This window comes from Streptomyces sp. NBC_00376 (assembly GCF_036077095.1).
Classification (GTDB): domain Bacteria; phylum Actinomycetota; class Actinomycetes; order Streptomycetales; family Streptomycetaceae; genus Streptomyces.
Genome location: NZ_CP107960.1, coordinates 1,191,968 through 1,215,357, shown reverse-complemented (window position 1 = coordinate 1,215,357; position 23,390 = coordinate 1,191,968). Strand labels below are relative to the sequence as shown.

At 71.6% G+C, this 23,390-nt stretch carries 21 protein-coding genes and 1 pseudogene; 15 read left to right on the top strand and 7 right to left on the bottom strand.

Annotation, left to right across the window (positions count from 1 at the left end; genetic code table 11):
- Window positions 1-57: 57 nt before the first annotated feature.
- From OG842_RS05580 to OG842_RS05570, 3 genes and pseudogenes are all read right to left on the bottom strand, one after another.
- Window positions 58-416, bottom strand: a pseudogene (locus tag OG842_RS05580) (oligopeptide/dipeptide ABC transporter ATP-binding protein); the annotation flags it as partial.
- A 14-nt stretch (window positions 417-430) separates the two neighbouring features.
- A complete protein-coding gene (locus OG842_RS05575; RefSeq protein WP_328512088.1) occupies window positions 431-2,839 on the bottom strand; it encodes a Tex family protein in 2,409 nt (802 codons plus the stop codon).
- Between the two features lie 146 nt (window positions 2,840-2,985).
- On the bottom strand, window positions 2,986-3,849 hold the full coding sequence (locus tag OG842_RS05570) for an SCO6745 family protein (RefSeq protein WP_328512087.1): 864 nt from the start codon (window positions 3,847-3,849) through the stop codon (window positions 2,986-2,988).
- A gap of 134 nt (window positions 3,850-3,983) precedes the next feature.
- Between OG842_RS05570 and OG842_RS05565 the strand changes: the two genes are divergently transcribed.
- Both OG842_RS05565 and OG842_RS05560 read left to right on the top strand, forming a co-directional pair.
- Window positions 3,984-4,979 (top strand): GlxA family transcriptional regulator, encoded by a 996-nt coding sequence (locus OG842_RS05565; RefSeq protein ID WP_266727956.1) that lies wholly within the window; start codon window positions 3,984-3,986, stop codon window positions 4,977-4,979.
- 28 nt (window positions 4,980-5,007) lie between these two features.
- A complete protein-coding gene (locus tag OG842_RS05560) occupies window positions 5,008-5,643 on the top strand; it encodes a DJ-1/PfpI family protein (RefSeq protein WP_266727954.1) in 636 nt (211 codons plus the stop codon).
- Window positions 5,644-5,660: 17 nt separating this feature from the next.
- Here OG842_RS05560 and OG842_RS05555 read toward each other — a convergent pair whose 3' ends face one another.
- Window positions 5,661-6,419 carry an enoyl-CoA hydratase/isomerase family protein gene (locus tag OG842_RS05555; protein ID WP_266727952.1) on the bottom strand — a complete coding sequence of 253 codons (759 nt, stop codon included), beginning with the start codon at window positions 6,417-6,419 and terminating at the stop codon, window positions 5,661-5,663.
- Window positions 6,420-6,499: 80 nt separating this feature from the next.
- Here OG842_RS05555 and OG842_RS05550 point away from each other — a divergent pair, with 80 nt between their 5' ends.
- Together OG842_RS05550 and OG842_RS05545 are read left to right on the top strand one after the other, a co-directional pair.
- Window positions 6,500-7,123, top strand: coding sequence for an HdeD family acid-resistance protein (locus tag OG842_RS05550; protein ID WP_266727950.1), 624 nt, complete (start codon window positions 6,500-6,502; stop codon window positions 7,121-7,123).
- Between the two features lie 135 nt (window positions 7,124-7,258).
- Window positions 7,259-7,714, top strand: a complete 456-nt coding sequence (locus OG842_RS05545) for an ATP-binding protein (protein ID WP_266727948.1) — start codon at window positions 7,259-7,261, stop codon at window positions 7,712-7,714.
- A gap of 39 nt (window positions 7,715-7,753) precedes the next feature.
- Here the strand turns inward: OG842_RS05545 and idi are convergent, their stop codons facing one another.
- The 3 genes from idi to OG842_RS05530 all read right to left on the bottom strand — a co-directional run bounded on the left by idi (window position 7,754) and on the right by OG842_RS05530 (window position 10,928).
- Complete coding sequence (gene idi / locus OG842_RS05540; RefSeq protein ID WP_266727946.1) at window positions 7,754-8,347, bottom strand: isopentenyl-diphosphate Delta-isomerase; 594 nt, start codon at window positions 8,345-8,347, stop codon at window positions 7,754-7,756.
- A gap of 148 nt (window positions 8,348-8,495) precedes the next feature.
- Window positions 8,496-9,764 (bottom strand): bifunctional class I SAM-dependent methyltransferase/N-acetyltransferase, encoded by a 1,269-nt coding sequence (locus OG842_RS05535; protein WP_266727944.1) that lies wholly within the window; start codon window positions 9,762-9,764, stop codon window positions 8,496-8,498.
- 222 nt (window positions 9,765-9,986) lie between these two features.
- The gene (locus OG842_RS05530) at window positions 9,987-10,928 is read right to left on the bottom strand and encodes a cation diffusion facilitator family transporter (protein WP_266727942.1); all 942 of its coding nucleotides are present in this window, start codon (window positions 10,926-10,928) and stop codon (window positions 9,987-9,989) included.
- A gap of 438 nt (window positions 10,929-11,366) precedes the next feature.
- Between OG842_RS05530 and OG842_RS05525 the strand changes: the two genes are divergently transcribed.
- From OG842_RS05525 to OG842_RS05475, 11 genes are all read left to right on the top strand, one after another.
- Complete coding sequence (locus OG842_RS05525) at window positions 11,367-13,136, top strand: DUF5941 domain-containing protein (RefSeq protein ID WP_266733446.1); 1,770 nt, start codon at window positions 11,367-11,369, stop codon at window positions 13,134-13,136.
- The gene (locus OG842_RS05520) at window positions 13,133-13,885 is read left to right on the top strand and encodes a phosphocholine cytidylyltransferase family protein (protein WP_266727940.1); all 753 of its coding nucleotides are present in this window, start codon (window positions 13,133-13,135) and stop codon (window positions 13,883-13,885) included. Before OG842_RS05525 ends, OG842_RS05520 begins: the two co-directional genes overlap by 4 nt.
- On the top strand, window positions 13,873-14,934 hold the full coding sequence (locus OG842_RS05515) for an iron-containing alcohol dehydrogenase family protein (protein ID WP_266727938.1): 1,062 nt from the start codon (window positions 13,873-13,875) through the stop codon (window positions 14,932-14,934). The genes OG842_RS05520 and OG842_RS05515 overlap by 13 nt, the downstream gene beginning before the upstream one ends.
- Window positions 14,912-15,691, top strand: coding sequence for a CDP-alcohol phosphatidyltransferase family protein (locus OG842_RS05510; protein ID WP_266727936.1), 780 nt, complete (start codon window positions 14,912-14,914; stop codon window positions 15,689-15,691). The genes OG842_RS05515 and OG842_RS05510 overlap by 23 nt, the downstream gene beginning before the upstream one ends.
- 8 nt (window positions 15,692-15,699) lie before the next feature.
- A complete protein-coding gene (locus OG842_RS05505) occupies window positions 15,700-16,572 on the top strand; it encodes a glycosyltransferase family 2 protein (protein ID WP_266733445.1) in 873 nt (290 codons plus the stop codon).
- 110 nt (window positions 16,573-16,682) lie between these two features.
- Window positions 16,683-17,612: an ABC transporter permease gene (locus OG842_RS05500; protein WP_266727934.1), complete on the top strand. Its 930-nt coding sequence runs from the start codon at window positions 16,683-16,685 to the stop codon at window positions 17,610-17,612.
- Window positions 17,605-18,390 (top strand): ABC transporter ATP-binding protein, encoded by a 786-nt coding sequence (locus tag OG842_RS05495; protein ID WP_266727932.1) that lies wholly within the window; start codon window positions 17,605-17,607, stop codon window positions 18,388-18,390. The genes OG842_RS05500 and OG842_RS05495 overlap by 8 nt, the downstream gene beginning before the upstream one ends.
- Window positions 18,391-18,837: 447 nt before the next feature.
- Window positions 18,838-19,758: a squalene synthase HpnC gene (hpnC, locus tag OG842_RS05490; RefSeq protein WP_266727930.1), complete on the top strand. Its 921-nt coding sequence runs from the start codon at window positions 18,838-18,840 to the stop codon at window positions 19,756-19,758.
- 29 nt (window positions 19,759-19,787) lie between these two features.
- Window positions 19,788-20,708: a presqualene diphosphate synthase HpnD gene (gene hpnD, locus OG842_RS05485; RefSeq protein WP_328512086.1), complete on the top strand. Its 921-nt coding sequence runs from the start codon at window positions 19,788-19,790 to the stop codon at window positions 20,706-20,708.
- Between the two features lie 118 nt (window positions 20,709-20,826).
- On the top strand, window positions 20,827-22,215 hold the full coding sequence (gene hpnE, locus OG842_RS05480; protein WP_266727926.1) for a hydroxysqualene dehydroxylase HpnE: 1,389 nt from the start codon (window positions 20,827-20,829) through the stop codon (window positions 22,213-22,215).
- Window positions 22,212-23,315, top strand: coding sequence for a polyprenyl synthetase family protein (locus tag OG842_RS05475; protein WP_266727924.1), 1,104 nt, complete (start codon window positions 22,212-22,214; stop codon window positions 23,313-23,315). Before hpnE ends, OG842_RS05475 begins: the two co-directional genes overlap by 4 nt.
- Window positions 23,316-23,390 lie beyond the last annotated feature (75 nt).

The window sequence follows — 23,390 nt, the reverse complement described above, 5'->3', positions numbered from 1 at the left end:
CGCGCCGGAGCCCGTCCACCACGCGGTGGACGGGCTCCGGCGTATCTGCCCCCGGTGTTACGCGGCTGCCTTCGCGGCATCCGGCACGGTGCCGTCGTCCGCCACGAGGTGGCACGCCACCTGGCGCGGGGCCGCGTCCGGACCGGCCTCCCCGGGCAGCGTGCGCAGCTCGGGCGACTGGGTACGGCACCGGTCGGTGGCCGGCGGGTACCGGGTGTGGAAGTGGCAGCCGGGCGGCGGGTCCAGCGGGCTGGGCAGGTCACCGCCGAGCACGATCCGGCAGCAGCGCCTGGGTGTACGGGTGCTTCGGCGCGGCGAACAGCTCGGCCGCCGGGGCCTGCTTCGACGATCCGGCCCAGGTACATCACCGCGATCCGGTCCGCCAGATACTCCACCGCCGCCAGGTCGTGCGTGACTGCTGCCGCTACAGCTACCGCTTCCGGCCGCCCCGGTCCGGGTCCGTCAGCCCGGCCCGGCGCAGCGCGTCCGCCATCGCGCTGTTCACCGGCGCCGGCGCCTGCCGGGCGGAGCCGCCACCGCTGCCACCGCGCCGGTCGCGGTCCTGGCCGCCCTGACCCTGGCGCTGCCTCGGCGGCCGGCCGCCCTGGCTGCCGCGCTCACCCCGCTCGCGCCGCTGGCCGCCGCCCTGGGAGCCCGCACCGGCCGCGGCCTCGTCGTCCAGCCGCAGCGTCAGCGAGATCCGCTTCCGAGGCACGTCGACGTCCATGACCTTGACCTTCACGATGTCGCCCGGCTTCACGACGTCCCTCGGGTCCTTCACGAACGTCCGCGACATCGCCGACACGTGCACCAGGCCGTCCTGGTGCACACCGATGTCCACGAACGCACCGAACGCCGCGACATTGGTGACGACGCCCTCCAGCACCATGCCGGACGCCAGATCACCGATCTTCTCGACGCCCTCCTTGAAGGTGGCCGTCTTGAACGCGGGCCGCGGGTCGCGCCCCGGCTTCTCCAGCTCCCTCAGGATGTCGGAGACCGTCGGCAGACCGAACTTCTCGTCCACGAAGTCGTCCGCCCGCAGCGAGCGCAGCACCCCCGTGTTGCCGATCAGCGAGGCGACGTCGCCGCCGGTCCGCTTCACCATCGCCCGCACCACCGGATACGCCTCCGGGTGCACGCTCGACGCGTCCAGCGGATCGTCGCCCCGGATGCGCAGGAAGCCCGCGCACTGCTCGTACGCCTTCGGGCCCAGCCGCGCCACGTCCTTGAGCGCCTTGCGGGACCGGAAGGGGCCGTTGGCGTCGCGGTGCGCGACGATGTTCTCCGCAAGCCCCGAGCCGATCCCCGAAACCCGCGAAAGCAGCGGTGCGGACGCGGTGTTGACGTCGACGCCGACACCGTTCACACAGTCCTCGACGACCGCGTCCAGCGAGCGCGACAGCTTCACCTCGGACAGGTCGTGCTGGTACTGGCCGACCCCGATCGACTTCGGATCGATCTTCACCAGCTCGGCGAGCGGGTCCTGCAGCCGCCGCGCGATGGAGACCGCCCCGCGCAACGACACGTCCATGTCGGGGAGTTCCTGCGAGGCGAAGGCCGAAGCCGAGTACACCGAGGCGCCGGCCTCGGAAACCATCACCTTGGTGAGCTTCAACTCCGGATGCTTGTCGATGAGTTCACCGGCCAGCTTGTCCGTCTCGCGGGAAGCCGTGCCGTTGCCGATCGCGATCAGGTCGACGTCGTGGGCCTTCGCCAGCCGCTCCAGCGTGGCCAGCGACTGGTCCCACTTGTTGGCCGGGACGTGCGGGTGGATGACGTCCGTCGCGACGACCTTGCCGGTCGCGTCGACGACGGCGACCTTCACACCGGTACGGAAACCGGGGTCGAGCCCCAGCGTGGCCCGCGTCCCGGCCGGCGCGGCGAGCAGCAGATCGCGCAGGTTCGACGCGAAGACGCGTACCGCCTCGTCCTCCGCCGCGGTGCGCAGCCGCAGCCGCAGATCGATGCCGAGGTGCACCAGGATCCGGGTCCGCCACGCCCACCGCACGGTGTCGCCGAGCCACTTGTCGCCGGGGCGGCCGCGGTCGGCCACGCCGAAGCGCCGGGCGACCATGTTCTCGTACGTCGACGGCCCCGGGGTCTCGGAAGGCCCCTCCGGCTCCATGACCAGGTCGAGCACGTCCTCCTTCTCGCCCCGGAGCATCGCGAGCACCCGGTGCGAGGGCAGCGCGGTGAACGGCTCGGCGAAGTCGAAGTAGTCGGCGAACTTCGCGCCCGCCTCCTCCTTGCCGTCCCGCACCTTGGCCGCCAGCCGCCCGCGCGTCCACATGCGCTCACGCAGCTCACCGATCAGATCGGCGTCCTCGGAGAACCGCTCGGTGAGGATGGCACGGGCCCCCTCCAGCGCCGCCGCACCGTCCGCGACGCCCTTGTCGGCGTCGACGAAGGCGGCGGCAGCGGCGAGCGGCTCCACCGACGGGTCCCCGAGCAGGCCGTCGGCGAGCGGTTCGAGCCCTGCCTCCCGGGCGATCTGCGCCTTGGTGCGCCGCTTGGGCTTGAACGGCAGATAGATGTCCTCAAGGCGCGCCTTGGTGTCGGCGGCCCGGATCTGCGCCTCCAGCGCCTCGTCCAGCTTGCCCTGCTCGCGCACCGAGTCGAGGATCGCCGTCCGGCGGTCCTCCAGCTCCCGCAGATACCGCAGCCGCTCCTCCAACGTGCGCAGCTGCGCGTCGTCGAGCATCTCGGTCGCTTCCTTGCGGTAGCGCGCGATGAACGGCACGGTCGACCCGCCGTCGAGCAGCTCGACGGCCGCCTTCACCTGCCGTTCGCGTACGCCGAGCTCCTCGGCGATCCTGCCTTCGATGGACGTCGTCACGGTTCTACCGACTCGCCTTCTCGTACTGGCTCTACTGGCTGTGCTTGCCGGGGCTGGGCCCCTTCGCCTGCATTGTGCCGGGTGGCCGGGCGCCGTGTCGCCCGACCACCCCAGGGCCTGTCGTACGGATCGGGCGGGGCGGCGGTTCAGTCCTTGCCCATCAGGCCGTCCGGGAACGCGCCCGCCGACGCCGCCGTGAACAGGAACCCGCGCGCCAGCTCGGTCAGCCGCTCCACACCCTCGGCGCCCAGGTGCTCGTACGGCGCCGCGTCCATCCGGTCCGTGGCCTCCTCCAGCTCCGAGCGGAGCACGACGCCGGCCTCCGTCAACTCGCCGTCGGCGTCCAGGAGTCCGCGCCCGCGCAGCCGCTCGCGCGCCGCGTCCCAGTCGTCGCGGTGCCAGCCGCGGGTGGCGAGCACCCAGCGCGGGGACATCCCCTTGCCGCTCGCGGTGTGGCTGACCAATGCCTCGAGCGGGTCGAGCCCGGCGGTCAGCAGTGCGGCGAGATGGCCGTCGCCGCGGTGCTCCCGCAGCAGTGTGCCGGCGTGCCAGTACGCCAGGTGCGGCTGCTCGGGCACCGGGAGATCGGCGTGGGCGGCGTAGAGCGGCCGGGCGTGTCGGGTGCACCCCTCGGCGGCGCGCAGTGCGAGCTCCGCCGCCTCGGCCAGTTCCGGGGAAGCGATGATCTCCTCGCCCAGCAGCCGGCGAAGGGTGGTGTCGGCGGCGCGCAGCCGGGCGTCCAGGACCGCCTGCGGTGAGGCGACGGACCACACGGCGGGCAGGTGCCGGGCGACGAGGTCGTGATTGAAGTTGTAGAACGCGGCGGTGACCGAGCCCGGCCCGACGGCACCCATCGCCGCCGAACGCGCGGCGAAGTAGGCGGCGTTCGAGTCGTCGATGCCGAGCTCCCCGAGCTCCTTGCCGAGGTCGGGGGAGAAGTAGACCGTCGAGTGCAGCGGGTTGATGGCGTTGTGGCAGCGGCGTCCGGCGCGCGGCGGCAGAGTACTCATGCGGGCACATTACCGACTGGTCGGTACGCGCGGTAACCCCGGTGCGGCGCCCAGTTCCCGACCACCGCGCGATGGCAGGAAAGGTGGGTTCTTCGTCATTGCGGCCATGGTCGGGGCCGACCAGGATGGCGGTCATGACGCAGCGATCCGTACTCGTCGTCCTCTACGACGGCGTGCAGAGCCTCGATGTCACCGGGCCGGTGGAGGTCTTCGCCGGGGCCTCCCGTTTTCCCGGGGCCGGGTACGGACTGCGCACCGCCTCGCTCGACGGCGCCCCGGTCCGCACCTGCAGCGGCCTCGTCCTCGTCCCGGACAGCAGCCTCGCCGACGCCGGGCCGCCCCACACCCTGCTCGTCCCGGGCGGCGAGGGCACCCGCGACCCCGCCCCGGCACTCGTCGACTGGCTGCGCGAACACGCCCCGCACGCCGAACGGCTCGTCTCCGTCTGCACCGGCGCGCTGCTGCTCGCCGGGGCCGGACTGCTGGACGGGCACCGGGTGACCACGCACTGGACGGTCTGCGACCACCTCGCGCGCAACCACCCGGCCGTCGAGGTCGACCCGGATCCGATCTTCGTACGCGACGGCAGGCTCGCCACCTCCGCCGGGGTCACCGCCGGAATCGACCTGGCCCTCGCGCTGGTCGAGGAGGACCACGGCAGGGACATCGCGCTCACCGTCGCACGGCACCTGGTGGTCTTTCTGCGCAGACCGGGCAACCAGGCCCAGTTCAGCGCCCAGCTCTCCGCCCAGACCGCCCGGCGCGAACCCCTGCGCGAGGTCCAGCACTGGATCACCGAGAACCCCGGCGAGGACCTCTGCGTCGAGGCGCTCGCCGCCCGCGCCCGCCTCTCGCCCCGGCACTTCGCGCGCGCCTTCCAGGCGGAGACGGGCCTCACGCCGGGCCGTTACGTCGACCGCGTACGCCTGGAACAGGCCCGCAGGCTGCTGGAGGACACCACCGACGGTGTCACCGGCATCTCGCGTGCCTGCGGCTACGGCACCCCGGAGGCCATGCGCCGCGCGTTCATCAAGGCCCTGGGCACCGCGCCCGCCGAATACCGCCGACGCTTCCGCACCCATCCGTGGCCGGCTGACCGCCGACCCGCACTCGATCGACCGCGAACGTGAGATCGACCGCGAACGTGAAAGGGAACCCATGCAGATCGCCATCGTCCTCTTCGACCGCTTCACCGCACTCGACGCGGTGGGCCCGCACGAAATGCTCGCCCGCACCCCCGGCGCCGAGACCGTGTTCGTCGCCGAACGGACCGGCCCCGTGCGCAACGACACCGACAGCCTCACGCTCGTCGCCGACAAGGCCTTCGCCGATGTGCCCGCGCCCGACGTGGTGGTGGTGCCCGGCGGCCCCGGCCAGCGCGACCAGATGGAGAACGAGGCGCTGCTCGGCTGGCTGCGCGCCGCCGATGCCACCAGCACCTGGACCACCTCCGTCTGTACCGGCTCGCTGCTGCTCGCCGCGGCCGGACTGCTGACCGGCCGCCGGGCCACCTCGCACTGGCTCATGCTGGACGTACTGGAGGAGCTCGGCGCCGAGCCGACCGGTGAGCGGGTCGTCATCGACGGCAAGTACGTCACCGCGGCGGGCGTCTCCTCCGGCATCGACATGGGGCTCACCCTGGCCGGCCGGATCGCGGGCGACGAGCACGCCCTGGCCGTACAGCTGCTGACCGAGTACGACCCGCAGCCGCCGTACGACGCGGGTTCGCCGGAGAAGGCCCCGGCGGCGATGGTCGAGAAGTTCCGTGCCCAGCGCCACTACCTCCTCCAGTAGCGCGCGGGCGCGGGCCGTCAGGCCCCGGTCGTCCAGGTGAAGCGGGGCTCGCGCCGCTCCAGGAAGGCGGCGACACCCTCGGCGGTGTCGCCGCTGAGGCGTGCCTGCCGCGACCAGTGCGCGTCCCGGTCGCGGCGCCCGTCGGCGAACTCCTTCGCCGCCGCCTGCGTCAGCCGCGAGCGGGCCGTCAGGGTCCGCGTGTACGCCTCGACCCGCTTCTCCAGCTCGCCGGCCGGCAGCACCTCGTCGACCAGGCCGGTACGCAGCGCCCGCGCGGTGTCGATCAGCTCGCCGGAGAACAGCAGGTGCTTCGCGGTGGCCGGGCCGGTCAGCGCCACCAGCCGCCGGGTCGACGACGCGGCGTACACGATGCCGAGCTTGGCCGGCGTGACACCGAAGGAGGCCCCCTCCTCGGCGAACCGCAGGTCGCAGGCGGCCGCCAACTGGCTGCCACCGCCCACGCAGTAGCCCCGGATCACCGCGAGCGTCGGCCCGGGAAACGCGGCCAGCGCCTCCTCGGCCGCCACCGCGAGCGCCTGCGGGTCGCCCACCGGGTCCCGGAGCGAGGAGATGTCCGCGCCGGCGCAGAAGGTGTCCCCGGCGCCCGTCAGCACCAGCACCCGGACCTCGGGGTCGGCGGCGAGCCGCTCCAGCAGACCGGGCAGCGCGCTCCACATCGTGGCCGTCATCGCGTTGCGCTTGGCGGGATTGCTGATCACGACGGTGGCTACGCCGTCCGCGACGGTGTGCTCCAGCCCGGGTTCCGTACGGTCCATGTGCCGGATGCTATCCGTACGGTTCGAACCTATGATCAAGAAGGGGTCTGGGACCAGGCACGCACCGTGAGGAGCTTCCCGTGGCAGATCCCGCAACCGAGGGCAGGAGACTGAGCCGCAGCTTCGGCTGGCTCGCCCTGCTCGGCACCCTGCTCGTCGTGGCCGGTCTGGTCGGTCTCGTCTACACCGGCGTCGCGACGCTGACCTCGATGATCCTGTTCGGCTGGCTGCTGCTGATCGGCGGCATCGTCGGGCTGCTGCACGCCATCGACTCCCGTGGCAGCGACTACTTCTGGCTGGGCGTCGTGGTGGCCGCGCTGAACATCGCCGCCGGGGTCGTCGTCATCCGCCACCCGCACGGCACCGCCGAGGCGCTGACCATGTTCGCTGCGCTGCTCTTCCTGACCGGCGGGGTGTTCCGCCTGGTGGGCAGCGTCGTGGTGCGCGGCCCGCAGTTCGGCTGGACGCTGCTGCAAGGCGCCTTCGGCCTGCTGCTGGGGCTGCTGGTGCTCTTCGACTGGCCGCACAGCAGCCTCTACGTGCTGGGTCTCTTCTTCTCGCTGGCACTGCTCTTCGACGGCCTCGGCCTGATCGCCATGGGGGTGGGCGGCCGCCGCATCGTCTCGATGGTCTCGGAACAGAGGGTGACCGACGAGCTGCCCGGCCAACCCCGAGGAGACGAACAGAAACGGTCCAAAGGCTGAGCCTTCAGCGTTCTGTCCGGCCAAAATCCGTCGATAGAGGTCGAATTCTGTTCAGTGGCACGGTCCGGACCAACTACGCCCCGCACTCTGTACTCGACGTGCAGTCACCATCGAGTGGAGAGCGGGTACCGGACTATGGAGAGCCGCGGGAGTGTCCCCGCCCGGCCCGTCCCGTACGAGGGAGTCTGGCGGTTCACCGCTCCGGCCGTGGACGTATCCGTACCGCAGGCCCGGCACGCGGTGCGCGATCTGCTGAAGCGCCAGGGCGTGCCGCTGGACGACGACGTCGCCGAGGGCCTGTTGCTCATCGTCTCCGAGCTGGTCACCAACGCGGTGAAGCATGCCGCGCTGCTCTCGCCGGAGCTGGCCGTCGAGGTGGCCGTCGGCGAGGAGTGGATCAGGGTGTCCGTCGAGGACAACCACCCCTACCGGCCGACGGCCCTGGAGACGGACTATGCGCAGACCGGCGGACGCGGTCTGCTGCTGGTCCGGGAGATCACCCGGGAAGCGGGCGGGGCCTGCGATGTGGAGCACACCGCAGGCGGCGGAAAGATCATCTGGGCGGCGCTGCCGCTGACCCCGCGCCCCTGACCGCCCGTACCCGACGGCGCCCCCGGTGCCGTCCGCCCGTCACCAGCCGGCGGACGGTCCCGTCAGCTCCCTGATCGCCGGACGCGCGGCGTCCAGCACCGTCATGAACCAGGCCGAGAACGGCGACCGGGCGTGCCGCTCGGCGAGCTCGTCGGCCGTCACGAACGCCGTCTCACCGACCTCCTCCGGGTCCGGGTCGAGCCGGTCCTGCGCCATGCCCACGAAGAGATGGTTGAACTCCTGCTCCACCAGGCCCGAGGCCGGGTCCGGGTGGTTGTAGCGGACCGTGCCCGCCTCGGCCAGCAGGGAGGGCGAGACCCCGAGCTCCTCGTACGTACGCCGGGCGGCGGCGGCGAAGGGCGCCTCACCGGGGTAGGGGTGGCCGCAGCAGGTGTTCGACCAGACACCGGGGGAGTGGTACTTGCCGAGCGCACGGCGCTGGAGCAGCAGCCTGCCCTGCTCGTCGAAGAGGAACACGGAGAAGGCACGGTGCAGCTGACCGGGTGGCTGATGGGCGGCGAGCTTCTCCGCCGTACCGATGGTGGTGCCGTCCTCGTCGACCAGTTCGAGCATGATCATTTCTGCTGTGCCGTTCGACGAGCTGTGCGCCGCGGTGGCTGGTGTGGTCGGCATACCCATCCTTCGCTATGGTCCCGGCCCGGTGCGCCGGTCCCGTCGATTCCGGTCAAGTCTGCCGTACAAAAGCCGCTTGTCCGCACCGCGGGGGTCTGGCATGTCCGGTCCCGCCACGCCGTGACGCGCGGCGGGACCGGACGGTGCGTCAGACGCCGAAGGCGGCCGGATAACGGATCGTGCCCTGTGGCACCGGCACGGATTCGTCCAGTACCAGGGCCATCATCGCCTCGTCCGGGACGTCGAAGCCCGGCCGGATCCCGTACCGCGACGCCGGTACGAAGCCGAACTTCGGGTAGTACTCGGGGTGACCGAGCACCAGGACGAGTGACTCGCCGCGCAGCCTCGCCGCGTCGAGCGCCGCGCGCACCACCGCCTGCCCCGCCCCCCGGCGCCGGCGCTCCGGGACTGTGGCCACCGGGGCCAGCGCGAGCGCCGGTGCGTCCCCGACCCGGCACCGGGTCAGCAGCGCGTAGGCCGCGATGTCCCCGTCCGGGCCGTCCGTCGCCACCTGGGCGAGGCCGGGCAGCCAGGCCGCCGGATCGGCGCGCAGCGCGTCGACGAGAGCCGCTTCGTCCGGCGTCGGGAACGCGGCGGCGTTGACGGCGTGCACGGCCGCCGTGTCCGCCGCCGTCTCCGCCCGGGTCGCCCAGCGAGGGTCGGCGGGGCGCAGCACATAGCCGGCGTAGCCGTACTCCGTGCCGTGGTCGCGCCGCATGGCCAGCTCCTCGCGGGTCGCCGCGAGCGCCCACGCCATGCCGGGAGCGGACACCTCGGCGGTCTCGACGCGCTCGGCGAGCGGGACGTAGTACTCGTCCCAGTCGCTGTCGGGCTGCACCCGTGCCCCGAGGACGTGGTAGCCGGCCGCGACGGCCGCCGCGGCGTTGCCCGCCACGGGACGCATCGACGTCTCCTGTTCCCAGAAGGCGCGCGCCTCGGCCGTCGGAGCGTCCGTCGTCCAGACGCACTCGCTGACGACCAGGCAGCCGCCCGGGGCGAGCAGCCGCTTCCAGTCACGCAGCGCGGTGTCGAAACCGATGATGTACGCCGACCCCTCGGCCCAGACGAGGTCGAACGACCCGTCGGGGAAATCGGGGCCGGTCAGCTCCGCCATGTCGGCCCGGACCGTACGGATGCGGTCGCCGAGCCCGCGGGCCCCGGCCGCCTCGCGCAGTTCGTCGAGGAACGGCTGGTGGAGGTCGACGGCGGTCACCTCGGCACCGGCCTCGGCGGCGAGTAGCAGCGCGGCACGGCCGGGCCCGCAGCCCAGATCCAGGACGCGCGGACGGCGCGGCAGCGGGCCGGTGAGCTCCAGCAGCCGCCGGGTGGTGGCATCGGAGCCGGGGCACTGCCGGGGCAGACCGTGATGCAGGGAGAAGAACGCCTCGGTACGGACGGCGTGATCGTTGTCGCTCAACGTGGGAACCCTTGGTGTACGAGGGCTCCGGCCAACGGGTCGACCCGTTGCGAGTCGTGGTGCTAGCCGAGAACCCGGGAGATGAGGAAGGACCGGATGCTGCGCCGGACGGGCGCCTTCGCGACGGTCATCAACCTCAGCTCCTCTCTCGCACATGGGGAGGCCGAACGCCTCTGCGAATACCCTACACGGCCCCGCGCACGGGGCCGTCGGACCGGCCGCTCAGTGGCAGAGCTTCGCCTCGTGCTCGGCATGGCCGCTCGGCTCCAGCTGGAAGGTGCAGTGCTCCACGTCGAAATGGTCACCGAGGCAGCCCTGCAGCTCATGGAGGAGCTTCTCGTGCCCGATCGAGTCGAGCATGTCCTGGCGCACCACCACATGGGCGGAGAGCACCGGCATGCCCGAGGTGATCGTCCAGGCATGCAGGTCGTGGACGTCCAGCACGCCGGGCAGGGCGGTGATGTGGGCGCGCACCTCCCCCATGTCGACCCCCTTGGGCGCCGACTCCAGCAGCACGTTGAGTGTCTCCCTGAGCAGCTTCACGGTGCGCGGGACGATCATCAGGCCGATGACCAGCGAGGCGATAGGGTCGGCGGCCTGCCAGCCGGTGGCCAGGATGATCCCCGCCGAGACCAGCACCGCGAACGAGCCGAGCGTGTCCGCGAGCACCTCCAGATAGGCGCCGCGCACGTTGAGGCTGTCCTTCTGCCCGCGCATCAGCAGCGACAGCGAGACCATGTTGGCGGCCATGCCGACCAGGGCGAAGGCGATCGTCAGCCCGCCCCTGGTCTCGGCCGGGGTGATGAAGCGCTCGACGGCCTCGAAGAGCAGGAAGCCGCCCACCCCGAGCAGCAGCAGACAGTTGGCCAGTGCCGCCAGGATCTCGGCACGGGCGTAGCCGAAGGTGCGGTTCACCCCGGCCGGGCGGTTGGCGAAGTGGATCGCCAGCAGCGCCATGCCCAGGCCGAGGGCGTCGGTCGCCATGTGGGCCGCGTCGGCGATCAGCGCGAGCGAGTCGGCGAGCACCCCGCCGACGATCTCCACGACCATCACGGTGAGCGTGATGCAGAGCGCGATGCGCAGCTGCCCCCGGTACGCGGCGGCCGCAGTGCCGGTGGGCGGCGGCCCGCCGTGTGTGTGCCCGTGGTCGTGCCCTGCCCCCATGGGGAACGCCTCCCGGTCGTCTCGCGGTCCCGGACGCGGTCGGCCCGGGCACTGCCAGTGAACTACGGGTGGGGGGTATCCGGCAACACGGCACTGAACACCGTTGTCATATGCTCTGACCTGCGGAAATGCTTGCAGGTCAGGAAGGTGGCGCGGCAGGACGGGCCGGGGCCGTACCGACGCGTTTTGTCAGGCGGGGCGGCGATCGACGATGATGATCGCGGGCGGCGCCGGATGATGCCGGTCCACCCCGAACGGGGCGCAAACGGTCGGTGAACTCGCGCTTCCGTTCATCCGATAGCCTCTGCCGACGTGCCGCCGGCCCGCATCCGGGCCGCACAGTCGCGCGCCGACCCCGTCAGCACCAAGGAGTGAGTTCGTCTGTCGACCGCCATCCTCACCGGTGCACCGGTACCCGGGTCGTCGCTCGCGGACGACCTGCGTTCACTGGGCTTCGACGTACAGGTCGCTGCCGATGTGACCGAGGCAGCACGGCTGCTCTCGGCCGTCCCCGCCGACCGCCGGGTCGCACTGGTCGACCCCCGTTTCGTCGGCCATGTCCACGCCCTCCGGCTCGGACTGACCGACCCCCGCTTCCCCGCGGCCACCGTCCCGGGCGCGCTCACCGCGCAGCCCGAGGCGCGCCCCGCGCTCGTCCGGGCCCTGGATACCACGGCCGAGGCCGTTGGCGCAGGCCTGCCCACGGGCCCGTCCACCGCACCGGTCACAGACCGCACCGTGCCGGGCCGCCTCGCCGTCACCATGGACGCCGAGGGCACCGCGGTGCAGCGCCCCGAGCTGGGCTCGCTGGTCGCCGCCGTGCCGACGGACGCACCCGCGCGCGCCGAGGCGGAGAGCGCCCTCGCCTCGGTCGACGACGAGGCGGTGCGGCTGCGCAGCGCGGTGAAGGCCCACGACGGCTTCTTCACCACGTTCTTCATCAGCCCGTACTCCCGCTACATCGCCCGCTGGTGCGCCCGCCGCGGCCTCACGCCGAACCAGGTCACCACCGCGTCCCTGCTGACCGCGCTGATCGCGGCCGGCAGTGCGGCGACCGGCACCCGCGGCGGTTACATCGCGGCCGGCGTGCTGCTGCTGTTCTCCTTCGTCCTGGACTGCACCGACGGGCAGCTCGCCCGCTACTCGCTCCAGTACTCGACGATGGGCGCCTGGCTGGACGCGACCTTCGACCGGGCCAAGGAGTACGCCTACTACGCGGGCCTCGCGCTCGGCGCCGCCCGCGGCGGTGACGACGTATGGGCGCTGGCCCTGGGCGCGATGGTGCTCCAGGCCTGCCGGCATGTCATCGACTTCTCGTTCAACGAGGCCAACCACGACGCGGTGGCCAACTCGAGCCCCACGGCGGCGCTCTCCGACCGGCTCGACAGCGTCGGCTGGACCGTCTGGGCGCGCCGGATGATAGTGCTGCCGATCGGTGAGCGCTGGGCGATGATCGCGGTGCTGACCGCGGTGACCACGCCCCGGATCGTCTTCTACGCACTGCTCGTCGGCTGCGCCTTCGCCGCCTGCTACACCACCGCCGGCCGGCTGCTGCGCTCGCTGACCCGCAAGGCCGAGCGCACCGACCGCGCCGCCCAGGCCCTCGCGGACCTCGCCGACTCCGGCCCGCTGGCCGAGGCCGCCGCCGCCTTCGGGCCCCGGCTCGGCGGCAGCTGGAGCGCCCCGATCACGGCCCTGCTCGCCGGGGTGCTCATGATCGCCTCCGCGTTCTCGCAGCCCTTCGGCAGCTGGCACACCATCCTGGCGGCGGTGGTCTACGCGATGCTCTCGGGCATGGCCGTCTCCCGGCCCCTCAAGGGTGCGCTGGACTGGCTCGTGCCCCCGATATTCAGGGCGGCCGAGTACTGCACGGTCCTGGTCCTCGCGGCCCGCAGCGATGTCCCGGGCGCCCTTCCGGCGGCATTCGGGCTGGTCTCGGCCGTCGCCTACCATCACTACGACACGGTGTACCGCATTCGCGGCGGCACCGGCGCGCCGCCCCGGTGGCTGGTACGCACGATCGGTGGGCACGAGGGCCGCACCCTGGTGGTGGCCGTACTCGCCGCCGTATTCACTCAGCATTCGGCTTTCACCGTGGCACTCACCGCACTCGCGGTGGCGGTGGCACTGGTGGTGCTCGTGGAGTCCATCCGCTTCTGGGTGTCCTCCGGAGCACCCGCCGTTCACGACGAAGGAGAACCCGCATGATCGGCCTCGTACTGGCAGCCGGTGCAGGACGGCGTCTGCGCCCCTACACCGACACGCTTCCGAAGGCCCTCGTGCCTGTGGGCCCTGAACAGGACGGCGCTGCGAAGACGGTCCTGGACCTCACGCTGGCCAACTTCGCGGAGATAGGCCTCACCGAGGTCGCCGTCGTCGTCGGCTACCGCAAGGAAGCCGTGTACGACCGCAAGGCCGAGCTCGAGGCCAAGTACGGCGTGACCCTCACCCTGATCGACAACGACAAGGCCGAGGAGTGGAACAACGCCTACTCCCTGTGGTGCGCCCGTGAGGTTCTGAAGCGCGGCGTGATCCTGGCCAACGGCGACACCGTCCACCCGGTCTCCGTCGAGAAGACCCTGCTCGCCGCCCGGGGCGACGGCCAGAAGATCATCCTCGCCCTCGACACGGTGAAGCACCTCGCCGACGAGGAGATGAAGGTCATCACCGAGGACGGCAAGGGTGTGCGGCGCATCACCAAGCTGATGGACCCGGCCACCGCGACCGGCGAGTACATCGGCGTCACCCTCATCGAGCCCGAGGCCGCCGAGGAGCTCGCGGACGCCCTGAAGGCGACCTTCGAGCGCGACCCCGACCTCTACTACGAGGACGGCTACCAGGAGCTCGTGAACCGCGGCTTCACCGTCGACGTGGCCCCCATCGGCGAAGTCACGTGGGTGGAGATCGACAACCACGACGACCTCGCGAAGGGCCGTGAGATCGCGTGCCAGTACTGACCCGGCTCATCCCGTCCCCGGTCGTCGTCGACATCCGTGGCGGCGCCCTGGACGATCTGGCCGGCCTCCTCGCGGACCAGCGGATCTCCGCCTCCGGCAAGCTCGCCGTCGCGATAAGCGACGGCTCGGGACGGGCCCTGCGCGAGCGGCTGACCCCCGCGCTGCCCGGCGCTCACTGGTACTCCGTGAGCGACGGCACCCTCGATTCGGCGGTCAAGCTGGCCGACGACATCAAGGGCAACCGGTACGACGCCGTGGTCGGCCTCGGCGGCGGCAAGATCGTCGACGTGGCGAAGTACGCGGCGGCGCGGGTCGGGCTGCCCATGGTCGCGGTGGCGACGAACCTCGCCCACGACGGCCTCTGCTCACCCGTCGCGACGCTCGACAACGACAACGGCCGGGGCTCTTACGGGGTACCCACCCCGATCGCCGTGGTCATCGACCTCGACATCGTCCGCCAGGCACCGGCCCGCTTCGTGCGCTCCGGCATCGGCGACGCGGTCTCCAACATTTCCTGCGTGGCCGACTGGGAGCTCGCCCACGAGGTCAAGGGCGAGGAGATCGACGGACTCGCGGCGGCCATGGCCCGGCAGGCGGGCGAGGCGGTGCTGCGCCACCCCGGTGGGATCGCCGACGACGCCTTCCTCAAGGTGCTGGCCGAGGGCCTCGTGCTCACCGGCATCTCGATGTCCGTGGCCGGGGACTCCCGGCCGGCCTCCGGCGCCTGCCACGAGATCAACCACGCCTTCGACCTGCTGTACCCCAGGCGGGCGGCCAGCCACGGCGAGCAGGTCGGCCTCGGCGCCTGCTTCGCCATGTATCTGCGCGGCGCCCGCGAGGAGTCGCTGCACATGGCGGCCACCCTGCGCCGCCACGGGCTGCCGGTCGTGCCCGAAGAGATCGGCTTCACCGCCGACGAGTTCGTCCAGGCCGTCGACTACGCCCCGCAGACCCGTCCGGGGCGCTTCACGATCCTGGAACACCTCAACCTGTCCACCGACCAGATCAGGGACGCGTACGCCGACTATGCAAAAGCCATCCATAGCTGAACTCCGTCCGGTCGTGCACCCCCCGGGTGTGAAGGACCGGCGCAGCGGTGAGCACTGGGCGGGTCGGCTCTACATGCGCGAGATCTCGCTGCGCATCGACCGGCACCTGGTGAACACCAGGATCACGCCCAACCAGCTGACCTACGTGATGACGGTCGCGGGCGTGCTCGCCGCACCGGCCCTGCTCGTCCCCGGCATTCCCGGCGCGCTGCTCGGAGTGCTCGCGGTCCAGCTCTACCTGCTGCTCGACTGCGTCGACGGCGAGGTGGCCCGCTGGAAGAAGCAGTTCTCGCTGGGCGGGGTCTACCTGGACCGGGTCGGCGCGTACCTCTGCGACGCGGCCGTGCTGGTCGGCTTCGGCCTGCGCGCCGCCGACCTGTGGGGCACCGGGCGGATCGACTGGCTCTGGGCCTTCCTCGGCACGCTCGCGGCGCTCGGCGCCATCCTGATCAAGGCCGAGACCGACCTCGTCGGCGTCGCACGCCACCAGGGCGGCCTGCCGCCGGTCAAGGAGGCCGCCTCGGAGCCGCGCTCGTCCGGCATGGCGTTCGCCCGCCGGGCCGCCGGCGCGCTCAAGTTCCACCGGCTCATCCTCGGGGTCGAGGCGTCCCTGGTCGTCCTGGTGGCGGCCGTCCTCGACGCGGTCCGCGACGACCTGTTCTTCAGCCGTCTCATGGTCGCGGTGCTGGCCGGCATCGCGCTGCTCCAGACGCTCCTGCACCTCGTGTCGATCCTGGCGTCGAGCAGGCTGAAGTGAGCACGCCCATGAAGCTCGGCGCGGTCGTCATCACGATGGGCAACCGCCCCGACGAGCTCCGCGCCCTGCTCGACTCGGTCGCCCGGCAGGACGGCGACCGGATCGAGGTGGTGGTCGTCGGCAACGGCGCCCCCGTGCCGGCCGTCCCCGCGGGAGTGCGGACCGTCGAGCTGCCCGAGAACCTGGGCATCCCAGGCGGCCGCAATGTCGGGATCGAGGCGTTCGGCCCGTCCGGTGCCGACGTGGACGCCCTGCTCTTCCTCGACGACGACGGACTGCTGCCGCTCGGCGACACCGCCGAGCTGTGCCGGCAGGCATTCGAGGCCGATCCCGGTCTCGGCATCATCAGCTTCCGCATCGCCGACCCGGACACCGGGGTCACGCAGCGCCGCCACGTGCCGCGCCTGCGCGCCTCCGATCCGATGCGCTCCTCACGCGTGACGACCTTCCTGGGCGGCGCCAACGCCGTACGGACCAAGGTCATCGCCGAGGTCGGGCCGCTGCCCGGCCAGTTCTTCTACGCGCACGAGGAGACCGACCTCGCCTGGCGGGCACTGGACGCCGGCTGGATGATCGACTACCGCGCGGACATGGTCCTCAACCACCCGACGACCGCCCCCTCGCGGCACGCGGTGTACCACCGCATGGTGGCCCGCAACCGGGTCTGGCTGGCCCGTCGCAATCTGCCCGCACCGCTGGTCCCCGTCTACCTCGGGGTGTGGCTGCTGCTCACCCTGGTCCGCAGGCCCTCGGGCCCGGCGCTCAAGGCGTGGCTCGGCGGTTTCCGGGAGGGCTGGGCGACGCCGTGCGGAACCCGCCGTCCGATGAGATGGCGCACGGTGTGGCGGCTGACCAGACTCGGCCGACCTCCGGTGATCTGAGAGGCTCTCCTCTGAGAGCATGGGACGTACGTTTTCTTCTCCACGGGACCTGTCCGCTCCGAGCCGCGCCCGCGACCGGCTGCGCATCTTGAATACGAGAGTTTCATCTGGTGAGTGACACAACCCATGATGGTGCGGTGGCATTGAGCACCCCACCATCCGCCGACGACGGCCTGACCTCGGCCGCCCTGGCCGCCAAGTACGGCCTGACGGTGAGCGGCGCCCGGCCAGGGCTCTTCGAGTACATCCGGCAGCTCTGGGGCCGGCGCCACTTCATCATGGCGTTCTCCAGGGCGAAGCTGACCGCCCAGTACAGCCAGGCGAAGCTGGGCCAGCTGTGGCAGGTGGCCACACCGCTGCTCAACGCCCTGGTCTACTACTTGATCTTCGGGCTGATCCTGGGCACCCGGAAGGGGATGACCCAGGATGTCTTCATCCCGTTCCTGGTGACCGGCGTCTTCGTCTTCACCTTCACCCAGAGTTCGGTGATGGCGGGCGTGCGGGCGATCTCCGGGAATCTGGGACTGGTCCGGGCGCTGCACTTCCCGCGCGCCTCGCTGCCCATCTCGTTCTCGCTCCAGCAGCTCCAGCAGCTGCTGTTCTCGATGATCGTGCTCGGGGCCGTGGCCGTCGCCTTCGGCAGCTACCCGAGCCTGTCGTGGCTGCTGATCATTCCGGCGCTGGTCATGCAGTTCGTCTTCAACACCGGCCTGGCGCTGATCATGGCCAGGCTCGGCAGCAAGACCCCGGACCTCGCACAGCTGATGCCGTTCGTGATGCGGACCTGGATGTACGCCTCGGGCGTCATGTTCTCCATCCCGGTGATGCTCAAGGACAAGCCGGCCTGGATCGCCGACGTGCTGCAGTACAACCCGGCGGCCGTCTACATGGACCTGATCCGCTTCGCGCTGATCGACGGCTACGGCTCGGAGAACCTGCCGGCGCACGTCTGGGTCGTGGCGCTCGGCTGGGCGGTCCTGATCGGTCTGGTGGGCTTCGTGTACTTCTGGAAGGCAGAGGAACGGTACGGCCGTGGCTGACGACAAGACTCCGGGGCGCGTCCCCACCGTCATCGCCGACGATGTGCACATCGTGTACCGCGTCAACGGCGCCGGCGGCGGCAAGGGCAGCGCCACCGCGGCGCTGAGCCGGATCATGCGCCGCGGCAAGGGCGAATCGCGCGGGGTGCGCAAGGTGCACGCCGTCCGCGGTGTCTCCTTCACCGCCTACCGAGGCGAGGCGATCGGCCTCATCGGCACCAACGGCTCCGGCAAGTCGACGCTGCTGCGGGCCATCGCCGGTCTGCTCCCGACCGAGCACGGCAAGGTCTACACCGACGGGCAGCCCTCGCTGCTCGGGGTGAACGCGGCGCTGATGAGCGATCTGACCGGCGAGCGCAACGTGGTGCTCGGCGGCCTCGCGATGGGCATGTCGCGCGAGGAGATCCGCGAGCGTTACCAGGGGATCGTCGACTTCTCCGGGATCAACGAGAAGGGCGACTTCATCACCCTGCCGATGCGTACGTACTCCTCCGGCATGGCCGCGCGGCTGCGCTTCTCCATCGCCGCCGCCAAGAACCACGACGTCCTCATGATCGACGAGGCGCTGGCGACCGGTGACCGCAAGTTCCAGATCCGCTCCGAGAAGCGCATCAGGGAGCTCCGCAAGGAGGCCGGCACCGTCTTCCTGGTCAGCCACAGCAACAAGTCCATCCGCGACACCTGCGACCGGGTGCTGTGGCTGGAAAAGGGCGAGTTGCTGATGGACGGTCCGACGGACGAGGTGCTCAAGGCGTACGAGCGCGAGACCGGAAAGTAGCGGTCCGTCCGGTTCCGCGCCACCGAGGCGGCCTCCGTCGGAGCTCTCCGGCGGAGGCCGCCTCGGCGTCCGGATCGTGGACCTCCGCCGGTGCTCTTCGCGCCCGGCAGTATGTCCCGGGCAGGATCTCGTCCCGTCGGATGACGTCAACCGGCTTGTGTGCGGGGAAGGTTGGCGGGGCGGACGGCGTTGCCGCAACGCGCCCAACACCCCGCCGTATGGATGAGCGTTGTACAACGTAAGCTGTAGCGGTGCTGATTCGAGGCAAGTGGGGCGATAGTGCCTGGCTGTACGGCCCGTAGGCAGTGCTCCGCACTCGGCAGAGCGGGCGGCGTGTCCGGAATGGGATGTTTTGGGTCAGCAGTGTAGAACGGGAGATGTGACGGCAATGACGGAAAATCTCCAGCTCCGAGGTGCTCACGCCGTCCCAGCGCCGGGCGGTCCGTGGTGACCCGTACCCGGCAGACGCACCCCGACGACGTCGTGCCCAGCACTCTCGACAAGGCCGCGGACGAGAATTTCCCCGTAGCCCCCTTCTTCCTGCCCCGCGCCTGGCGTGACGACCTGATGGCCGTCTACGGCTACGCACGCCTGGTCGACGACATCGGCGACGGCGATCTCGCCCCCGGCGGCGCGGACGCCCGCCATCTCGGCCTCGATCCCGCGCAGGCCGACGACCGGCTCGCCATGCTCGACGCCTTCGAGGCCGATCTGCACCGGGTCTTCGACACCTCGGGCGACGGTCCCGGCCACCCCCTGCTGCGCGCCCTGGTCCCCACCGTGCGGCGCTGCGCGCTCACCCCGGAACCCTTCCTCGGCCTCGTCGAGGCGAACCGGCAGGACCAGAAGGTCCGCCGCTACGGGACGTACGAGGAGCTCCTGGCCTACTGCGAGCTCTCCGCCAACCCGGTGGGCCGGTTGGTCCTGCAGATCACCGGCACCGCCAGCCCCGAGCGCATCCGCCGCTCCGACGCCGTCTGCACCGCCCTGCAGATCGTCGAGCACCTCCAGGACGTCACCGAGGACCTCGGCCGCGACCGGATCTATCTCCCCGCCGACGACATGGCGCGGTTCCATGTCGGCGAAACCGATCTCGCCGCCCCCTCGGGGAGCGCATCGGTGCGTTCACTGGTCGCGTACGAAGCGGAACGCGCTCGGGAACTGCTGAATGAAGGCACCCCCCTGGTGGGTAGCGTCCACGGCAGGCTCAAGCTGCTTCTCGCCGGATTCGTGGGAGGGGGGCGCGCCGCCCTCACCGCGATCGCGGCTGCCGGGTTCGACGTACTGCCCGGACCGCCCAAGCCCACCAAGCCCAGCCTGCTGCGCGAGGTGGGAGTTGTCTTGCGAAGAGCGCGTAGAGAGGGGTGAGCCGGACCGTGGAGGGACAGACGACGTACATGTCGGCACCGGTACAGGCCGCATACAGTTACTGCGAGGCGGTCACCGGACAGCAGGCGCGTAACTTCGCGTACGGCATCAGGCTGCTGCCGGCCGAGAAGCGGCAGGCCATGTCGGCGCTGTACGCCTTCTCCCGTCGGGTCGACGACATCGGCGACGGCGAGCTGGACGCGGACACCAAGCGGTCCCGCCTGGAGAGCACCCGCGGCATCCTGGACCGGATCCGGGACGGAGCGGTCGACGAGGACGACACCGACCCGGTGGCCGTCGCGCTCGCCGACGCCGCGCGCAGGTTCCCGCTCCCGCTCGGCGGGCTCGACGAGCTCATCGACGGCGTGCTGATGGACGTGCGTGGTGCGACGTACGAGACCTGGGACGACCTCAAGGTCTACTGCCGCTGTGTCGCGGGTGCCATCGGCCGCCTCAGCCTGGGCGTCTTCGGTACCGAGCCCGGCGCCCCGGGCGCCGACCGGGCCGCGGAGTACGCCGACACCCTCGGCCTCGCGCTCCAGCTGACCAACATCCTGCGCGATGTCCGCGAGGACGCGGGCAACGGACGTACGTATCTGCCCGCCGACGACCTCGCCAAGTTCGGCTGCTCGGCCGGCTTCCACCGGGCCACCCCGCCGCCCGGCGCCGACTTCGCGGGCCTCGTCCACTTCGAGGTGCGGCGCGCCCGCGCCCTGTTCGCCGAGGGTTACCGGCTGCTGCCCATGCTGGACCGGCGCAGCGGCGCGTGTGTCGCGGCCATGGCGGGCATCTACCGGCGGCTGCTCGACCGGATCGAGCGCGACCCCGAGGCGGTGCTGCGCGGCCGGGTCTCGCTGCCGGGCCACGAGAAGGCCTACGTAGCGGTGCGCGGGCTGTCCGGGCTCGACGCCCGGTACATCTCCCGGCGCACGACCAGGGGGCGTGTCTGATGCGACGTGCGGACATCTCGCGCACCATGTGCAGCACGGAGACCCGAACCGCCCGGCGGTCAACCCTCCGCTGCGCTGATGCGTCCCTGACTGAAGTGACCTGGCGAAAGGAGGACGCATGACGGACGACGCCCCGCGCTCCTCCCGCGCGGTCGTGATCGGTGGCGGGCTCGCCGGAATCACCTCGGCCCTGCGTCTCGCCGACGCCGGGCTTGACGTGACCCTGCTCGAAGGCCGGCCCCGGCTCGGCGGCCTCGCCTTCTCCTTCCGGCGCGGCGAGCTGACGGTCGACAACGGGCAGCATGTCTATCTGCGCTGCTGCACCGCCTACCGCTGGTTTCTCGACCGGATCGACGGGACGAGCCTGGCACCGCTGCAGAACCGATTGGACGTGCCGGTCCTCGACGTCGGACGGCCCTCGGGCCCCCGGCTGGGACGGCTGCGCCGCAACGCACTGCCGGTGCCCTTCCACCTCGCCGCCGGACTGGCCGGCTATCCGCACCTCTCGCTCGCCGAACGGGCCGGAGTCGGCCGCGCCGCGCTGGCGCTCGGCCGCCTGGACCCCGACGACCCCGCGCTTGACACCGTCGACTTCGGCAGCTGGCTCGCCCGGCACGGCCAGTCGCCGCGCACCATCGAGGCACTCTGGGACCTGGTCGGCGTCGCCACGCTGAACGCCACCGCACCGAACTCCTCGCTGGCCCTGGCCGCGAAGGTCTTCAAGACCGGACTCCTCTCCGAACCCGGCGCCGCCGACATCGGCTGGGCGAGCGTGCCCCTCGGCGAGGTGCACGACACGCTGGCCCGGAAGGCCCTCGACTCCGCATCGGTCCGCACCGAACTCCGCACGAAGGCCTCAGCCATCACCCGTACGGGGGATGGCGGCTGGATCGTGGACACCGGCGGCGAACGGATCGAGGCGGACACCGTCGTCCTCGCCGTCCCGCAGCGCGAGACCTACGACCTGCTGCCCGAAGGCGCACTCGACGCGCCGGAGCGGCTGCTCGACATCGGCACCTCGCCGATCCTCAACGTGCACGTCGTCTACGACCGCAAGGTGCTGCGCCGCCCGTTCTTCGCCGCGCTCGGCTCCCCGGTCCAGTGGGTCTTCGACCGCACCGACGCCTCCGGGCTCACCGGCCCCGGGCAGTACCTCGCCGTGTCCCAGTCCGCCGCCGACGAGGAGATCGACCTCCCCGTCGCCGAGCTGCGCACCCGCTACCTGCCCGAGCTGGAGCGGCTCCTGCCGGCCGCCCGCGGGGCAGGGATCAGGGACTTCTTCGTCACCCGGGAGCGCACGGCGACCTTCGCCCCCGCCCCCGGAGTCGGCCGGCTGCGGCCCGGTGCCCGCACCCGTGCGCCCGGCCTCAGCCTGGCCGGGGCATGGACGGCCACCGGCTGGCCCGCGACGATGGAGGGCGCCGTCCGCAGCGGGTTCAGCGCGGCCGAAGCCGCCCTCCGGGCGCTCGGCCGCCCCCATGAACATCCGCTGCAGGAGGCGGCATGAGCAGTACCACCGGAACAAGAGGAGAGTCAGTGACCCCGGCGAATCCGGCTTTCGACACCGTGGCCGACACCACGGACGTCACCGCGCTTCTGGAGCGCGGACGGGCCCTTTCCACGCCGGTGCTCCGGGCCGCCGTTGACCGGCTCGCACCGCCCATGGACACCGTCGCCGCCTACCACTTCGGCTGGATCGACGCCCAGGGACAGCCCGCCGACGGCGACGGGGGCAAGGCCGTCCGCCCGGCCCTCGCCCTGCTGTCCGCGGAGGCCGCAGGCGCCCCGGCGGAGGCCGGCGTACCCGGCGCAGTGGCCGTCGAACTCGTGCACAACTTCTCGCTGCTGCACGACGACCTGATGGACGGCGACGAACAGCGCCGCCACCGCGACACCGTCTGGAAGGTGCACGGCCCCGCCCAGGCGATCCTGGTCGGCGACGCGCTCTTCGCCCTCGCCAACGAGGTCCTGCTGGAGCTCGGCACCGTCGAGGCGGGCCGCGCGACCCGCCGGCTGACCGCGGCCAGCCGCAAGCTCATCGACGGGCAGGCCCAGGACATCTCCTACGAGCACCGCGAGCGGGTCACCGTCGAGGAGTGCCTGGAGATGGAGGGCAACAAGACCGGCGCCCTGCTCGCCTGCGCCTGTTCCATCGGCGCGGTGCTCGGCGGCGCCGACGACCGGACCGCCGACACCCTGGAGGCGTACGGATACCACCTCGGTCTTGCCTTCCAGGCTGTCGACGATCTGCTCGGCATCTGGGGCGACCCCGAGTCCACCGGCAAGCAGACCTGGAGCGACCTGCGCCAGCGCAAGAAGTCCCTGCCGGTCGTCGCCGCGCTCGCCGCGGGCGGTCCGGCATCGGAGCGCCTGGGCGAACTGCTCGCCGCCGACGCCAAGAGCAGCGATTTCGAGAGCTTCTCCGAGGAGGAGTTCGCCGCCCGTGCGGCACTCATCGAGGAGGCGGGCGGCCGCGAGTGGACCGCCCAGGAGGCCCGTCGACAGCATGCGGTCGCCATCGAGGCGCTGCACCGCATCGACATGCCGCAGACCGTGCGGGCGCAGCTCACAGCGCTCGCGGACTTCGTCGTCGTACGAAAGAGATGATCACTATCTGCTCCATATGACTCGCAGTCGCCGGCCGGCGCCCTTGCCGGGGCGCCGGCCGACGGAGACCCCAGC

Coding starts and splice junctions, on each gene's coding strand:
- OG842_RS05570 (WP_328512087.1), bottom strand. CDS start 3,849: ATGAGTACTCTGCCGCCGCGCGCCGGACGCCGCTGCCACAACGCCATC.
- OG842_RS05565 (WP_266727956.1), top strand. CDS start 3,984: ATGACGCAGCGATCCGTACTCGTCGTCCTCTACGACGGCGTGCAGAGC.
- OG842_RS05560 (WP_266727954.1), top strand. CDS start 5,008: ATGCAGATCGCCATCGTCCTCTTCGACCGCTTCACCGCACTCGACGCG.
- OG842_RS05555 (WP_266727952.1), bottom strand. CDS start 6,419: ATGGACCGTACGGAACCCGGGCTGGAGCACACCGTCGCGGACGGCGTA.
- OG842_RS05545 (WP_266727948.1), top strand. CDS start 7,259: ATGGAGAGCCGCGGGAGTGTCCCCGCCCGGCCCGTCCCGTACGAGGGA.
- idi (WP_266727946.1), bottom strand. CDS start 8,347: ATGCCGACCACACCAGCCACCGCGGCGCACAGCTCGTCGAACGGCACA.
- OG842_RS05530 (WP_266727942.1), bottom strand. CDS start 10,928: ATGGGGGCAGGGCACGACCACGGGCACACACACGGCGGGCCGCCGCCC.
- OG842_RS05520 (WP_266727940.1), top strand. CDS start 13,133: ATGATCGGCCTCGTACTGGCAGCCGGTGCAGGACGGCGTCTGCGCCCC.
- OG842_RS05510 (WP_266727936.1), top strand. CDS start 14,912: ATGCAAAAGCCATCCATAGCTGAACTCCGTCCGGTCGTGCACCCCCCG.
- OG842_RS05505 (WP_266733445.1), top strand. CDS start 15,700: ATGAAGCTCGGCGCGGTCGTCATCACGATGGGCAACCGCCCCGACGAG.
- hpnD (WP_328512086.1), top strand. CDS start 19,788: ATGTCGGCACCGGTACAGGCCGCATACAGTTACTGCGAGGCGGTCACC.
- hpnE (WP_266727926.1), top strand. CDS start 20,827: ATGACGGACGACGCCCCGCGCTCCTCCCGCGCGGTCGTGATCGGTGGC.
- OG842_RS05475 (WP_266727924.1), top strand. CDS start 22,212: ATGAGCAGTACCACCGGAACAAGAGGAGAGTCAGTGACCCCGGCGAAT.